General features: G+C 61.2%; 11 protein-coding genes and 1 tRNA gene. 4 read left to right on the top strand and 8 right to left on the bottom strand.

Features of this window, described 5'->3' with window-relative positions; all coding sequences use genetic code 11:
- Nucleotides 1–54: 54 nt before the first annotated feature.
- The 4 genes from carB to gloB all read right to left on the bottom strand — a co-directional run bounded on the left by carB (nt 55) and on the right by gloB (nt 7880).
- On the bottom strand, nt 55–3309 hold the full coding sequence (carB, locus tag BFE01S_RS31020; protein ID WP_028228856.1) for a carbamoyl-phosphate synthase large subunit: 3255 nt from the start codon (nt 3307–3309) through the stop codon (nt 55–57).
- Nucleotides 3310–3484: 175 nt separating this feature from the next.
- Nucleotides 3485–4642 carry a glutamine-hydrolyzing carbamoyl-phosphate synthase small subunit gene (gene carA, locus BFE01S_RS31025; protein WP_028228857.1) on the bottom strand — a complete coding sequence of 386 codons (1158 nt, stop codon included), beginning with the start codon at nt 4640–4642 and terminating at the stop codon, nt 3485–3487.
- 542 nt (nt 4643–5184) lie between these two features.
- The gene (locus BFE01S_RS31035; RefSeq protein ID WP_028228858.1) at nt 5185–6840 is read right to left on the bottom strand and encodes a transglycosylase SLT domain-containing protein; all 1656 of its coding nucleotides are present in this window, start codon (nt 6838–6840) and stop codon (nt 5185–5187) included.
- A 209-nt stretch (nt 6841–7049) separates the two neighbouring features.
- Nucleotides 7050–7880, bottom strand: coding sequence for a hydroxyacylglutathione hydrolase (gloB, locus tag BFE01S_RS31040; protein ID WP_042339139.1), 831 nt, complete (start codon nt 7878–7880; stop codon nt 7050–7052).
- A 21-nt stretch (nt 7881–7901) separates the two neighbouring features.
- Between gloB and BFE01S_RS31045 the strand changes: the two genes are divergently transcribed.
- The 4 genes from BFE01S_RS31045 (at nt 7902) to BFE01S_RS31060 (ending at nt 10103) form a co-directional block, all read left to right on the top strand.
- Entirely contained in the window at nt 7902–8747 is an 846-nt protein-coding gene (locus BFE01S_RS31045) for a class I SAM-dependent methyltransferase (RefSeq protein WP_028228860.1), read from the top strand.
- Entirely contained in the window at nt 8744–9193 is a 450-nt protein-coding gene (gene rnhA, locus BFE01S_RS31050) for a ribonuclease HI (RefSeq protein ID WP_028228861.1), read from the top strand. Before BFE01S_RS31045 ends, rnhA begins: the two co-directional genes overlap by 4 nt.
- A 40-nt stretch (nt 9194–9233) precedes the next feature.
- Nucleotides 9234–9980: a DNA polymerase III subunit epsilon gene (dnaQ, locus tag BFE01S_RS31055; protein ID WP_028228862.1), complete on the top strand. Its 747-nt coding sequence runs from the start codon at nt 9234–9236 to the stop codon at nt 9978–9980.
- Between the two features lie 48 nt (nt 9981–10028).
- Nucleotides 10029–10103: transfer RNA gene (locus BFE01S_RS31060), tRNA-Val, on the top strand.
- A 908-nt stretch (nt 10104–11011) separates the two neighbouring features.
- Here the strand turns inward: BFE01S_RS31060 and BFE01S_RS44750 are convergent.
- The 4 genes from BFE01S_RS44750 to BFE01S_RS45185 form a co-directional block, all read right to left on the bottom strand.
- Nucleotides 11012–11671, bottom strand: a complete 660-nt coding sequence (locus tag BFE01S_RS44750; protein ID WP_156967217.1) for a hypothetical protein — start codon at nt 11669–11671, stop codon at nt 11012–11014.
- Nucleotides 11668–12216, bottom strand: a complete 549-nt coding sequence (locus tag BFE01S_RS40855) for a putative peptidoglycan-binding domain-containing protein (protein ID WP_281177418.1) — start codon at nt 12214–12216, stop codon at nt 11668–11670. The genes BFE01S_RS44750 and BFE01S_RS40855 overlap by 4 nt, the downstream gene beginning before the upstream one ends.
- Before the next feature lie 251 nt (nt 12217–12467).
- Nucleotides 12468–13007: a hypothetical protein gene (locus BFE01S_RS43590; protein ID WP_084170256.1), complete on the bottom strand. Its 540-nt coding sequence runs from the start codon at nt 13005–13007 to the stop codon at nt 12468–12470.
- A gap of 7 nt (nt 13008–13014) precedes the next feature.
- Nucleotides 13015–14673, bottom strand: a 1659-nt coding sequence (locus tag BFE01S_RS45185; protein ID WP_245621242.1) for a glycoside hydrolase family 24 protein, incomplete at its 5' end; no start/stop codon positions are given.

Consider the following 14673-nt stretch of genomic DNA (forward strand, 5'->3'; position numbering starts at 1 on the left):
ACATATTCAGCCAGTCTGCCTGCCCCGTTTCGTATTGGACAGACAATCGAAGCCTTAGTTTAGGCGAGCGTGGAGGCCTTGTAAATCATAGACTTCCAGGTTCTTCAGGTAGCGCAGGCCTTCGACGGCGGCGCGCGCGCCCGACATGGTCGTGTAGTACGTGACCTTGTTGGCCTGGGCGCTCATGCGGATCGAGCGCGAATCGGCAATGGCCGCGCGCGTTTCGTCCACCGTCGTGAACACGAGCGCGATCTCGCCGTTCTTGATCATGTCGACGATGTGCGGGCGGCCGTCCTTCACCTTGTTGACGATCTTCACCGGCACGCCGGCCGCTTCGATCGCGGCAGCCGTGCCGCGCGTGGCGACGAGTCCGTAGCCGAGCTCGTGGAGCATGCGCGCGACAACGACGGCCTTCGGCTTGTCCGAATCCATCACCGTGATGAACACGGTGCCCGACTCCGGCAGGCGCGAACCGGCCGCGAGCTGCGACTTGAAGAGCGCTTCGCCGAAGGTCTTGCCCACGCCCATCACTTCGCCGGTCGAACGCATTTCGGGTCCGAGCACCGGATCGACGGTCGGGAACTTGATGAACGGGAACACCGCTTCCTTCACGCTGAAGTACGGCGGCTCGATTTCCTTCGTCACGCCCTGCTGGGCCAGCTTCTGGCCCACCATCGCCCGCGCCGCGATCTTCGCGAGCGGCAGGCTCGTCGCCTTCGAAACGTACGGCACCGTGCGCGAAGCGCGCGGGTTCACTTCCAGCACGTAGATGACGTCCTTCTTCGAGCCGTCATCCTGCGCAACCTGCTGGATCGCGAACTGCACGTTCATCAGGCCGACCACGTTCAGGGCCTTGGCCATCGCGCCGGTCTGGCGCTTCAGTTCGGCCACGGTCTCCTTCGAGAGCGAGTACGGCGGCAGCGAGCACGCCGAATCGCCCGAGTGCACGCCCGCCTGCTCGATGTGCTCCATCACGCCGCCGATGAACACGGCGTCGCCGTCGGAGATGCAGTCCACGTCGCATTCGATCGCGTCGTTCAGGAAGCGGTCGAGCAGCACCGGCGAATCGTTCGACACCTTCACGGCCTCGCGCATGTAGCGTTCGAGGTCGCGCGGCTCGTGGACGATTTCCATGGCGCGGCCGCCCAGCACGTACGAAGGACGCACGACGAGCGGATAGCCGATTTCGTCGGCCAGCTTGAGCGCTTCGTCTTCGGCGCGCGCCGTGCGGTTCGGCGGCTGGCGCAGGCCGAGGTCCTGCAGCAGCTTCTGGAAGCGCTCGCGGTCTTCGGCCGCGTCGATCATGTCCGGCGACGTGCCGACGATCGGCACGCCGTTCGCCTCCAGATCGAGCGCGAGCTTCAGCGGCGTCTGGCCGCCGTACTGCACGATCACGCCCACCGGCTTTTCCAGGTCGACGATTTCGAGCACGTCTTCGAGCGTCACCGGCTCGAAGTACAGGCGGTCGGACGTGTCGTAGTCGGTCGAAACGGTCTCGGGGTTGCAGTTGACCATGATCGTTTCGTAGCCGTCCTCGCGCATGGCGAGCGCCGCATGCACGCAGCAGTAGTCGAACTCGATACCCTGGCCGATCCGGTTCGGGCCGCCGCCCAGCACCATGATCTTCTTGTTGTTCGTCGGATTCGCCTCGCACTCGTCCTCATAGGTCGAGTACATGTAGGCGGTTTTCGTCGCGAACTCGGCCGCGCACGTGTCCACGCGCTTGTAGACCGGGCGCACGTTCAGTTCGATGCGGCGGCGGCGCACCTCGGCGGGTTTCGCGCCGAGCAGCTTCGCGAGGCGGCGATCCGAGAAGCCGCTCTGCTTCAGGAAACGCAGCTCGTCCTTCGAAAGGCTTTCGAGCGTGCGGCCCTTCACGGCCGCTTCCTTTTTGATGATCTCTTCGATCTGCGCGAGGAACCACGGGTCGATCGCGGTTTCTTCGAAGATCTCTTCGCGCGTCATGCCCACGCGGAACGCGTCGCCCACGTACCAGATGCGGTCCGGACCGGCTTCGCCGATCTCGCGGATGATCTCGTCGCGGCTCGTGGTCTTTTCGTCCAGACCGTCCACGCCGACTTCGAGACCGCGCAGCGCCTTCTGGAACGACTCCTGGAAGGTGCGGCCGATGGCCATCACTTCGCCCACCGACTTCATCTGCGTGGTGAGGCGCGGGTCGGCTTCGCGGAACTTCTCGAACGCGAAGCGAGGAATCTTCGTGACCACGTAGTCGATGGTCGGCTCGAACGAGGCCGGGGTCGCACCGCCGGTAATCTCGTTCTTGAGTTCGTCGAGCGTGTAGCCGACGGCGAGCTTCGCCGCGACCTTGGCGATCGGGAAGCCCGTGGCCTTCGAAGCGAGCGCGGACGAGCGCGACACGCGCGGGTTCATCTCGATCACGATCATGCGGCCGTCGCGCGGGTTGATCGAGAACTGCACGTTCGAGCCGCCCGTATCCACGCCGATCTCACGCAGCACCGCGAGCGACGCGTCGCGCAGGATCTGGTATTCCTTGTCGGTGAGCGTTTGCGCCGGCGCGACCGTGATCGAGTCGCCGGTGTGAATACCCATCGGGTCGAGGTTTTCGATCGAGCACACGATAATGCAGTTGTCCGCCTTGTCGCGGACCACTTCCATCTCGTACTCTTTCCAGCCGAGCAGCGACTCTTCGATCAGCAGTTCGCGGGTGGGCGAAAGATCGAGACCGCGCTTGCAGATCTCTTCGAATTCCTCACGGTTGTACGCGATGCCACCGCCCGAGCCGCCCAGCGTGAAGGACGGACGGATCACGACCGGATAGCCGCCCGTGCCGGTGAGCTCCGCGATTTCGGCGTGCACCTTCAGCGCCTCTTCCATGGAGTGCGCCGTGCCCGACTTCGCCGAACCGAGACCGATTTTGGTCATCGCGTCCTTGAACTTCTGGCGGTCTTCGGCCTTGTCGATCGCTTCCGGCGATGCGCCGATCAGCTCGACGTCGTACTTCTCCAGCACGCCGTGGTGGTGCAGGTCGAGCGCGCAGTTCAGCGCGGTCTGTCCGCCCATCGTCGGCAGGATCGCGTCGGGGCGCTCCTTCTCGATGATGCGCTCCACCACTTCCCACGTGATCGGCTCGATGTAGGTGACGTCGGCCGTGTTCGGGTCGGTCATGATCGTCGCCGGATTGCTGTTGACGAGGATGACCTTGTAGCCCTCTTCACGCAGCGCCTTGCATGCCTGCGCGCCCGAATAATCGAACTCGCACGCCTGGCCGATGATGATCGGACCCGCGCCGATGATGAGAATGCTCTTGATGTCTGTCCGCTTGGGCATAACGCTCTCGCTAAATATTCCTGGGTCTTGACTGCCGGCGCGCGGCGCGCGATTTCACTGCTTCTCACGCGTTGCCGCTCGCCGTCGGGCGTGCGCGGTGGCCGCCGCGGTTTGCACCTGCGGCTCGCTGCGCGCCCTGCTCTGTCTGTTCCTGCCTGTTCCTGCCTCGGCCGGCTTAAGCCGCTGCCGTGCGCTGGCCGCCCTTCGCGGTGTCCATCAGCGCCGTGAAGCGATCGAACAGATAGCCGATGTCGTGCGGACCCGGCGACGCTTCCGGGTGCCCCTGGAAGCAGAACGCGGGCTTGTCGGTCAGCTCGAAGCCTTGCAGCGTGCCGTCGAACAGCGAAACGTGCGTGACGCGCGCGTTCGCCGGCAGCGTGGCGGCGTCCACCGCGAAACCGTGATTCTGCGAAGTGATGACGACGCGCCCGTCGCCCAGATCCTTCACCGGATGGTTCGCGCCGTGGTGGCCGGTCTTCATCTTCATGGTCTTCGCGCCCACGGCGAGGCCCATGATCTGGTGGCCAAGGCAGATGCCGAAGGTCGGGATGCCGCGCGCGATGAATTCCTGCGCGGCCTGGATGGCGTAGTCGCACGGTTCGGGGTCGCCGGGGCCGTTCGAGAGGAACACGCCGTCCGGGTTCAGCGCGAGGGCTTCGGCGGCGCTCGCCTGCGCCGGCAGCACCGTCACGTCGCAGCCGCGCTCGGCCAGCATGCGCAGGATGTTCTGCTTCACGCCGTAGTCGAACGCCACCACCTTGTACTTCGGCGCCGACTGCGTGCGGTAGCCTTCGCCCAGACGCCATTCGGTGGTGTTCCACGTGTACGGCTCGCCGGTCGAAACAACCTTGGCGAGGTCCATGCCGGCGAGGCCAGGGAACGAACGGGCGAGCTCGATTGCCTTCGCCGCGTCATCAGAGCCGGCGAGAATAGCGCCGTTCTGCGCGCCCTTGTCGCGCAGGATACGCGTGAGCTTGCGCGTATCGATGCCGGCGATCGCCACCACGCCTTCGTCGCGCAGGTAGTCGCCGAGCGTGCGCTCCATGCGGAAGTTCGAGGCGAGCACCGGCAGGTCGCGGATGATCAGGCCGGCGGCATGGACTTTCGTCGCTTCGACGTCTTCGGCATTGACGCCGACGTTGCCGATGTGCGGATACGTCAGGGTGACGATCTGGCGGGCGTAGCTGGGGTCGGTCAGGATTTCCTGATAACCGGTGATGGCCGTGTTGAACACGACTTCACCGATGGTATGACCCGGCGCGCCGATCGAATAACCACGAAAGACCGTGCCGTCGGCGAGCGCGAGCAGAGCGGGAGAGAAAGACGGCAACACGGGAGACTCCTTGGGGGAACACCCTGTGCCGACCTGTTTATCCGACCGGTTACCGTGCTGCGGCTGCGGCGTCGGCATCGCAGTTGCGATGCGCGCGCGGCTCGCGGGCGTTTCGTCGCATTCTGTGGCGGCTTTCGTCTGCGGCTGGCTGCCCACCGGTTTCGCGCGGGCTTCGTGAGCCGACGGGGACGGGATTCGGGCGGCGCCTGACCAGCAAAAGCGCAATGCGCGGGCGGCGGATGAACGGATGGGAAGAGGTAGGCGCTAGGGTGCGGGTTGATAAGCTCAAACCTTGAAATTATAGCGCGAAAGTACCCTTACCTTCAAATTTCGGGATAACGCCGGGCGGGCAAGAGGCGATGAGCGCGTCCGACGGGCACAGCGAGTGCCGCTGCCGAAGCGCCCCGTGCAGGCCAGAGCGGCCTGCACCAAACGAAAACGCCGTCACCCGCAGGCGACGGCGCATAAAAGAAAACGATGAGTGATCGGAGCGAACTACCATGCGCTGCCCCCGCAACGCATGTGAGCACCCTTCGCGGCCGCTATTGTGGCTTCTGCTTTTGCGTGTGGGTGCCGGCCTTCTGGCGGCTTGCCGTACCCTTCGACGCCTTGCTGGGCGCGGCGCTCGACGATTTTGCCTTGACCGGGTCGGAAACCTTCACGACCTCGACGCGCTCACGACCGTGTTTCTTATCGTAGCGCGACTTTGTGCCCGTGTCTGTAACCTTGGTCCCAATACGCTGCACGGCGCCGCCCGAGACATTGGTCGCGAGGCGTTCCGGCCCCGGTTCGCTCGGCATCGCCTTGCCCACCGGCACGTGCAGCACCAGCACCTGGCCCGGCGCGACATAGTCGCGGCGCGTCTTGTTCCAGCCCTTCAACTGGCCGACAGAGACGCCGTAGCGGCTCGCGACCATATCCATCGATTGCTTGCGGCGCACCCGGATCAGCATCTTGCGCGTGTCCGGCACGTCCGGCTCCATCGCGAGCACGGCGCTTTCGGCCACGTCGGCGCTGATATCCTCGTCGTCGTCACCGTCGGTACGCGGCACGACGAGCGTCGAGCCCGCCTTCAGGCGCATGCCCACCGGAATCTTGTTCACCGACATCAGCGTATCGGCATCCACGCCGATCTTCTGCGCAATCGCAGCCGGCGTGGCGCGCGAGTCGGTCGTGTAGACGGTCCACGACGAAAGCTGGCCCGTGTAGGCCTTCAGGTTCTGTTCGAAGGCGCTCGCATTGTCGAACGGCAGCAGGATCTGCGGCTGCGTGGCGCCGAGAATGACCGGCTTCTTGAACGACGGGTTGAGCGAGCGGAATTCGTCGGTGCTCATGTTCGCGAGCTTCGCGGCGACGTCCACGTCGATATCGTGCGAAGTCGTGACCGTGACGAAATACGGGTGATTCGGGATCGGCGGCAGCGTGAGGCCATACTGCTGCGGGTTCATCACGATATTCTTGATGGCCTGCAGCTTGGGCACGTAGTTACGCGTCTCGTTGGGCAGGCGCAGGCTCTGGTAGTCGGTCGGCAGGCCGGCGGCCTGGTTGCGCGCGATCGCGCGCTGCACGTTGCCCTCGCCCCAGTTGTACGCGGCGAGCGCCAGATACCAGTCGCCGAACATGTCGTGCAGGCGCGAGAGATAGTCGAGCGCGGCACTTGTCGAGGCGAGCACGTCGCGGCGCTCGTCCTGCCACATGTTCTGCTTGAGGTTGTAGGTGCGGCCCGTGTCCGGAACGAACTGCCACATGCCCGCCGCCTTGGCGACGGAGAGCGCCTGCGGGTTATACGCGGATTCGATGAAGGGCAGGAGCGCGAGCTCGGTCGGCATCTTGCGCGCCTCGAGCTCTTCGACGATGTGGTACAGGTACTTCTGCGAGCGCTCGGTCATGCGCGCGACGTAGTCGGGACGCTCGGCGTACCACTGCGCGTTCATGTCGACGAGATCGCTTTGCAGATCGGGAATCTGGAAGCCGCGGCGGATGCGGCCCCAGAGGTCGGCGTCCGGGCTCGTCAGCGAACTGACCGAACCGTTATCGACGTCGATGGTTTCTTTCGCGGCGGAGGTCTTGCGGAGCTGGTCGGCGGCGGCCTGGGGATCGGCGGGGGCTAGCTTGTTGGCGGATTGACTCGCAGATGGTCCCCCGCTCGCGCAGGCGGCGAGCATCAGGACCAGCAGCGCACTGAAAATAAATCGCATGAACGTCTACTTGCAAGGCTGGAATTTGCAGCCGATGGTACGGAACGTACACGCTCCAGTCAATCGAAAATATTGGAAAAAACCATGAAAATCCGCAGCTTGGGTGCGGTTCCGCACTTTCGGGATGAGCTTGACCCTTGACAGATCCCAGGCAACTTCGGCCTGGGAGCGGGTCGTGGGCGGGTCATCGGCACGTCGGCTGCGCCCCGTCAACGGAACCGGTTTTTCCACTCGCGCATCAGCGTGAATGCGGCCAGCCGGTCGGGCACCGTTTCGTGAAGCTGGTCGGCCAGGGTGGCCTGGACAGCGGGATCGTCCGCGCGCAGAAACGGATTCACCGCGCGTTCGTGCGCAATCGTGGTGGGCAGGGTCGGCACGCCGCGCTCGCGCAGCGCGGCGGCGTCGCGGCTCCACGCACGCAGCGCTGCGTTGCCGGGATCGCAGGCGAGCGCGAAACGAATGTTAGAAAGCGTGTATTCGTGCGCGCAGTGGACCTGCGTCGCGCCGGGCAGCGCGGCAAGCGCGTCGAGCGACTCGAGCATCTGCGCGGGCGTGCCCTCGAATAGCCGGCCGCAGCCGCACGCGAACAGCGTGTCGCCACAAAAGAGATGGGGCGTGCCCGCCGGATCGGCCGCCTGGAAGTAGGCGATGTGCCCGCGCGTATGGCCCGGCACGTCGAGCACGGTCAAGTCGAGCGCGGGGGCGTCCAGATGCACGCGGTCGCCGCCCTTCACGCGTGTGACGAACGGATCGAGCGCCCCGAGCGCCTCGCCGGCCGGGCCGTAGACGGGCACAGCCTGGCCGTTCAGCAGATCGGCCACTCCGCCGACGTGGTCGGCATGGTGATGGGTGAGTAAAATAGCGACGAGCCGCCAGCCACGCTTCGCGAGATATGCGCGAACCGGCGCGGCGTCGCCCGGATCGACGGCGACTGCATGGCGGCCGTCCGACACGACCCAGATGTAGTTGTCGTCAAAAGCCGGAACCGGTACGTACTCGTAGTTTCCGTGACCGTGCGCGTACTCAAGCGGACTATTCATTAGGGCGGCGTATTCTTCGACATGTCTGACCGAACGATTATAGACTGGCCCGCCTGGACTGCTTCGCCCGCCGGAAAGTACGTCCTCGACTGGGAGCAGGAGCAGCTCGACCGCGTGGTGTCGAATATTTTCGGCTACCACGCACTGCAGCTCGGCATGCCGCATCTCGACGCCCTGCGCGAGAACCGCATGCCGTGCCGCGGACTCGTGCTCGACGCGGCAAGCGCCGCCAGCGCGCCCTATACCGTGCCGCATGCGGCGCCCCCCGCGCTCACGCCCGGCGGCGCTGCCGCAGCGGCGGCACGCCATGCGCCGGAGGGCCGCAGCACGGTCTGGTGCGATCTGCTCGATTTGCCCTTCGAGGCGCAGAGCGTCGATCTGATCGTGATGCCGCACACGCTCGAATTCACGAGCGACCCGCACCGCCTGCTGCGCGAAGCCGAGCGCGTGCTGATGCCCGAGGGGCAACTGCTGATCGTGGGCTTCAACTCGCTCTCGCTGTGGGGCGCGCGGCAGTCGGTCGGCAAGCTGACCGGCAAGCCGTTCCTGCCCGCGCGCCAGGACCTGATCGCGTTCACGCGCCTGAAGGACTGGATCAAGCTGCTCGGCTTCGAACTCGAACGCGGCCGCTTCGGCTGTTACCGGCCGCCGCTCGCCACCGACCAGTGGCTCGGCCGCTATGCCTTCATGGAGGCCGCCGGCGACCGCTGGTGGCCGATCTTCGGCGCGGTCTACATGGTCACGGCCATCAAGCGCGTGCGCGGCATGCGCCTCGTCGGCTCGCTGAAAGTCAAGAAACCGGTGCTGGCGCCGAGCCTGAAGGCCGCCGCCACGACACCCTCCCCTACCCGCAACAAGGACACATGAGCACTACCGACTTCGTCGAAATCTTCACGGACGGCGCCTGCAAGGGCAACCCCGGCCCCGGCGGCTGGGGCGCGCTGCTGCGCTTCGGCGCACAGGAAAAGGAACTGTTCGGCGGCGAGGCCGACACGACCAACAACCGCATGGAACTGATGGGCGTGATCGCCGCGCTTGAAGCGCTCAAGCGGCCGTGCCGCGTGATCGTCCATACCGACTCGCAGTATGTGCAAAAAGGCATCAGCGAGTGGATCCACGGCTGGAAGAAGAAAAACTGGATGACGGCCGCGAAAACGCCCGTCAAGAACGACGACCTGTGGAAGCGGCTCGACGCACTCGTCGCGCAGCATCAGGTGGAATGGCGCTGGGTGAAGGGCCACGCCGGCCACCCGGAGAACGAGCGCGCCGACGCGCTCGCGAACCGCGGCGTCGCCTCGCTCGCCGAACTCTGAGCGGACGCCTCTTTATTTATCGCGACACGACTTATCCGACATGCGCCAGATCATTCTCGATACCGAAACCACCGGCCTCAATGCCCGCACGGGCGACCGCATTATCGAAATCGGCTGCGTCGAGCTGGTGAACCGCCGGCTCACCGGCAACAACCTGCACTTCTACGTGAACCCCGAGCGTGACAGCGACCCGGGCGCACTCGCGGTGCACGGCCTCACGACCGAGTTCCTCTCCGACAAGCCGAAGTTCGCCGAAGTCGCCAACGAAATCCTCGACTTCATTCAGGACGCGGACATCATCATCCACAACGCGCCGTTCGACATCGGCTTCCTCGACGCCGAACTCGCGCTGCTCGGCAAGCCGTCGTTCAGGGAACACTGCGGCGAAGTGATCGACACGCTGGTGCAGGCCAAGCAGATCTTCCCGGGCAAGCGCAATTCGCTCGACGCACTGTGCGACCGCTTTGGCATCAGCAACGCGCACCGCACGCTGCACGGCGCGCTGCTCGACTCGGAGCTGCTCGCGGAGGTGTATCTCGCGATGACGCGCGGCCAGGAGAGCCTCGTCATCGACATGCTGGGCGATCAGCCCGCAACCGGCGACGTCGTGGCGCCGCGCGTGCAGATCGAGACGCTCGCGCTGCCCGTGATCGCGGCCACCGCCGAAGAACTGGCGGAGCACGATGCCGTGCTCGATGACCTGGACAAGGTGCTCAAGGGGACGAGCGTATGGCGCACGCAGCCCGCCCCGGCAGAAGAAAAACCGGCGGACGCGCAAATTGCTTAAAAAGGGCTTTACAAGAATTGCGAAGCCCGTCATAATTCAAAGCTCTTCGGGTGGTTAGCTCAGCGGTAGAGCACTGCCTTCACACGGCAGGGGTCACAGGTTCAATCCCTGTACCACCCACCAGGATTCACGGGTTCCCGAAGACCCGCACGGAATAAGGCCCTCAGACGAAAGTCGAGGGCCTTTTTTGTTTCCGGCGAAACCTTCCGGAATTCGCTTTTGGTGCAAAAGTGGTGCACTCGGAAAATTGAGCCCAGACAACTTCAACCTGTCTGGAGCTTTTCGTGGCATCTATCAACCGACGAGGCAACTACTGGCGCGCGTTCGTACGCCGGAAGGGATACCCGCTCGCAAGCAGCACCTTCGATACGAAGGCCGAAGCCGAATCATGGGCACGCCGCATCGAATCCGAAATGGATCGCAGCTGCTTTGTCGATCGCACCGAAGCCGAGCGCAATACGCTCGGCGAAAGAAGCACGAGTCAGGGCGAAACCTCACCGCGACTCGGCAAACTTTGACAGCGCCGAACTTTGCCGCCAGCCGGGGAAGTTAGACGCGGCCCCGTTGCATCCTGCGCGCGTGCAGGACGCCTCGAAGTTCGCCGATCTGGACACCGAAGTTCACCGAATCGCGGCCCGAGCTTCACCGAATCAGTGCGCCGAACTTAACCGGCGCGTGCCGGAAACTTCCCCGGCTGGCGGTGACAAGGGTTTAGAGGTGATACCCGAGGACTCTGAGGAAGACTTCGAGGACGCTCATTGGCGCTGGCCTAGTCCATTTTCGGTTCCCGAAAACAGACCGCTCCCTAACGCGTGCGACACGCCCGAAGGTGTAGGGCAAAACGCACGTGAGAAAGAGGCAACCTTCAATGAACTTAGTTTCGATCCACCGCCCCCGGGGTTTCGTCCTGCGCGGCGACGCCGATAAGTGGCGAAAGGAAACAGCATGGACAAGACGCCGCCCGAAGACGGAAACACGGGCGGCGCATTTGTATGGGTTGATTAATTGAAAGCCTCCGAGACTACGGTGGCTTAAGGACAGAAGTTGATGGCGCGGCAATCAATCCAGCGTTCTATCGTGACGCCATTTTTCTCGGAATACGAAATTTTCCAGAATTTCATATCATCTGAAATATTTACTAGTCTTACATACTCCCCTTTTACGATATACGTTTTAACCTTCGTCTCCGAAGGAGTGGGATACAAGAATGCTTTATCCACAACTACCTGACGCTCACCTTGACGGGCATCAGCTTCTTTTCGTGTGAGAGTTACCGAGTAAGGACCATAAAAAAAGTCACCCTTCGGATTCTGTGCAACCCTCCACGTCAATGTGTCATTGTAACTAGTCAAATCTGCAAAGCCATCTTTTGCGCCAAAAAACGAGTCAAAGCGCACTTCCGCATGCTGCCCGTCCTGTTGAACATGCCCAGAAATATTTTCAGCTCCGCTCACGTCACAATCAATGCGATTACCATTCTGTGTGATAAAGCAATATGAGCCTATCACTGTGCCATCACGTCCTTCGTGGAGCTTTATCTCAAAGGTCGAATATGGCTTACTCGCTCCCGCCACACGTTCCACATATTCCCAATCGCCCGAAAATATGCCATCCGCCGCCCATGCCGTTGAACGAATTGGCAGAATGCTTGCGACGAACATCAACAGGGTCACATACTTACACTTGCTCATACTTGCACCTGGAGGCAATCATCTACTCTGTTTAACCATCCCTTAAGATTGCCAATCTGGCTGGGATCCTTGATTGTGAGATTCGTATAATATTGGCGCCTGATCGATGCTATATCCTGAAGTAATTCCTCTTGATCAGGGATTGCATTCATGGCATCGACCGTTTGTTCTCCCATGCCGCCATCCTCTACGATGTTTGAATGATATTTCTGGTTTAGCAGATTTTGAATCTGCAATGCGGCACCGCCAGAAGTTATGCTCCAATCGTAAGACATTAATGCCACACGTTCGTCTTTAAATCCGCAAAAACCTTTCGGTTGCCAATAACGTTTCAGATAAATAACTTCGGCTTGCTGTTCCGTCAAGTTCTTCAAGTTCTTCAAGTTCTTCAAGTTCTTCAAGTTCTTCAAGTTCTTCAAGTTCTTCAAGTTCTTCAAGTTCTTCAAGTTCTTCAAGTTCTTCAAGTTCTTCAAGTTCTTCAAGTTCTTCAAGTTCTTCAAGTTCTTCAAGTTCTTCAAGTTATCCAGTGTAGGTGCAACACCCACCCTCTCCGCCAGATACAAGGCAAAAGCCCCGCACAGTCAATGACTTGCGGGGCTTTCGTTTTTTCGAGCCACAAAACAACCCACGTGGCGAACGATAGTTTTTGCATGGCACCGCCCGTATGGTTGTGGTCGCACCTTCTTCGTGACTGTCAGATTGCCACATGCGCTAACAGCGCCGCCCTGTGATTGGAGGCGGCGCTTATCATGAACTCGTGATTAGTTGCTAGAGTTCGATCACCCGCAGTCAAATGTCAGCGAGTTTGTTCGCAGTAGTCCACGGTTTTTGTTATTGCCCGAACCTGCTTCCCATCATCGCTTAGGGAAAAAATCCTTTCCCTACATTCTTCTTTGGCGGTCGCATTGGGATCAATGTGATATTGAGCGATCAGCATCTTGCTATCAGGCTGGCTAACAAGGCTCGTTATATAAGTTCGCCCGTCGGAAGTTTTCTGGGGATGCTCGCCGTCACTTGAAAATATATTGAGGGCGTTTGAATCCGCGCCAGTAGTCAAATCCGAGAGTGTATAATATATACACCCAGATCCGCAGCTATGAGTGCCGATATAATATTTTCCGGCGAAGTTTACGGCGGGCGGGGCCACTAATTTCCCCATGTCGTCGCGCCAATCGCCATCGATTTTTTTATAATAGTCTGGAATTTTCAATTCTCCACGATACACATTGACCGAATAATTCGAGAATTTCGGTAATCCACCGTTATCGGAGGCGTGAGATAAGGTGCAGCCGCTAACAACAATAAAGAACGCCAAAGCGCGAAGTATGGATTTCATTTTCATCTCACTTAATTAAGTCATCTAAGCCGCCGATTGGCACCGCCAAATCACTCTTCCCGGCCAGTTCGTCATTCAGATATTCAGTAAATTTAGCATTTACAGTATCCATTCCCACGCCCCCTTGGCCATATTGATCACCAGGCAAACTCGCCCATTCAAGATTGCAATGATCTTCGAATACCGCCTTCTTCACGTCACCGTTTTTGATGTCGTTAAGGGCGTGGCGCTTGTACCTCAGAAGGATGACGCAATATCTATCCTGAGAAATTGGGGAAAAATCCTTAATTCCATATTGTTTCCGATATGCCACATAATCAGGATCATCCCAGTTATAACCCATGACTTGGTAGGCACCGGCGGCGCTGGAGCTATATGATTTACCGGTTTTCTTATTTTTTCTGGTAACCACGATCCGAGGATGATCGCTGAAATCCTTTCCGTAATCTGCGATAAACGATTGTCCACCGAATAGGCGCTCGTACCCGGCGGGCGATTGCGTTCCCTCTCCGACCCGAATCATCCTCAAAAAGGCACGGATCCTTGCTTCCTCAAGTGTCAAATTGCCTTCAGTTGCGCATATAAAATTCCCCACCAACCCGATCGGATTGATGTGATACACATCGGAACCCGGGAAACCGGGAACGCCCGCCGCCACCTCGTCCCACCACACGAGCTTGGCGATACGCTTCTTTTCCTCTCCGTGTTCGGGTTTCGGCCCGGTGCGCTCTTCGATTGCACTCACAAGCGCTTGCCACTTCGCCGGGTTGGCCCATTCGCTTTCGTGTTTCGGAATGAGGCGCGACGCGCGGAACTCCTTCCACGGGAACCCGCCCTGGGTGCTCTGTCCCAGGCTGCAAAGGTCATCCGCCGCGTGACTGCCGTCGCCCGTCGGATAGAGCGCACGGTAGATCGCGGCCATCAGCGGGCTGAGCTTGCCAAGTGAACCCGCGCCGGGCGTATCGCCGCCGAGCGCATAGTCCACGTAGTCGGCGGTGCTCGCGAAAATGGTGTGTGTCGGGTCGTGGTCCTCGTCGTAGCACTCGAAGTCAATCCAGCTTTGCGCAGACTCGCGGGTCACACGACCGCCCTCGAAGCTCTGTTCGCGCACCCATCCGCTAATCGGGTTGCCTAGCGCGTCCAAGCCGTCCACTTTCCACCAGCGCCGCTTGTGCCCGTCATTGCCGTTGTCCTTTTCCATGAACATGTGGGCGGCGTCCTGCGGCAGCGCCGCAAACTGGTACACCTGGATTGCATCGGTCTGCCGCGCGTCCCTGCCGGGTTGCCCGTTGGCGTGGGTCTGGTAGAGCGTCGTTCCACGGCCCACGCGCAAAATGGTCGGATCCTGCGACACGCCCAGGTCATTCCATTGATTCGTGACGGTGGGCGTTTCCTCGACGTGCGTGTCAACCCAGGCGCGTCCCGCCTTGATGAACGGTTTGATGTCCTCGCCGCAGAACACCTCGATGTGCGCCATCCGGGTTCCGCCCGAACACTCGTTGAGCGAGTCATAGCGGCCCAGGTGGCCCATCAGGTCCCCCGCCTTGACGGGAATTCCACCGCCCGTGCCCTGCGGGTCGTTCGCCGTGCAAGCCCGGTTCGTCGTGACGATTACCGGCTCGAACATCGAATCGGGGATGCTCTCTTTCGCGACCGGCCCGCCATG

Origin of the sequence: Paraburkholderia ferrariae NBRC 106233 (assembly GCF_000685035.1) — a bacterium.
Lineage (GTDB): Bacteria > Pseudomonadota > Gammaproteobacteria > Burkholderiales > Burkholderiaceae > Paraburkholderia > Paraburkholderia ferrariae.

Excerpts from the sequence above, each read along its gene's own strand:
- carB (WP_028228856.1), bottom strand. The coding sequence starts at position 3,309 with ATGCCCAAGCGGACAGACATCAAGAGCATTCTCATCATCGGCGCGGGT.
- BFE01S_RS31035 (WP_028228858.1), bottom strand. The coding sequence starts at position 6,840 with ATGCGATTTATTTTCAGTGCGCTGCTGGTCCTGATGCTCGCCGCCTGC.
- gloB (WP_042339139.1), bottom strand. The coding sequence starts at position 7,880 with ATGAATAGTCCGCTTGAGTACGCGCACGGTCACGGAAACTACGAGTAC.
- BFE01S_RS31045 (WP_028228860.1), top strand. The coding sequence starts at position 7,902 with ATGTCTGACCGAACGATTATAGACTGGCCCGCCTGGACTGCTTCGCCC.
- rnhA (WP_028228861.1), top strand. The coding sequence starts at position 8,744 with ATGAGCACTACCGACTTCGTCGAAATCTTCACGGACGGCGCCTGCAAG.
- dnaQ (WP_028228862.1), top strand. The coding sequence starts at position 9,234 with ATGCGCCAGATCATTCTCGATACCGAAACCACCGGCCTCAATGCCCGC.
- BFE01S_RS44750 (WP_156967217.1), bottom strand. The coding sequence starts at position 11,671 with ATGAGCAAGTGTAAGTATGTGACCCTGTTGATGTTCGTCGCAAGCATT.
- BFE01S_RS43590 (WP_084170256.1), bottom strand. The coding sequence starts at position 13,007 with ATGAAATCCATACTTCGCGCTTTGGCGTTCTTTATTGTTGTTAGCGGC.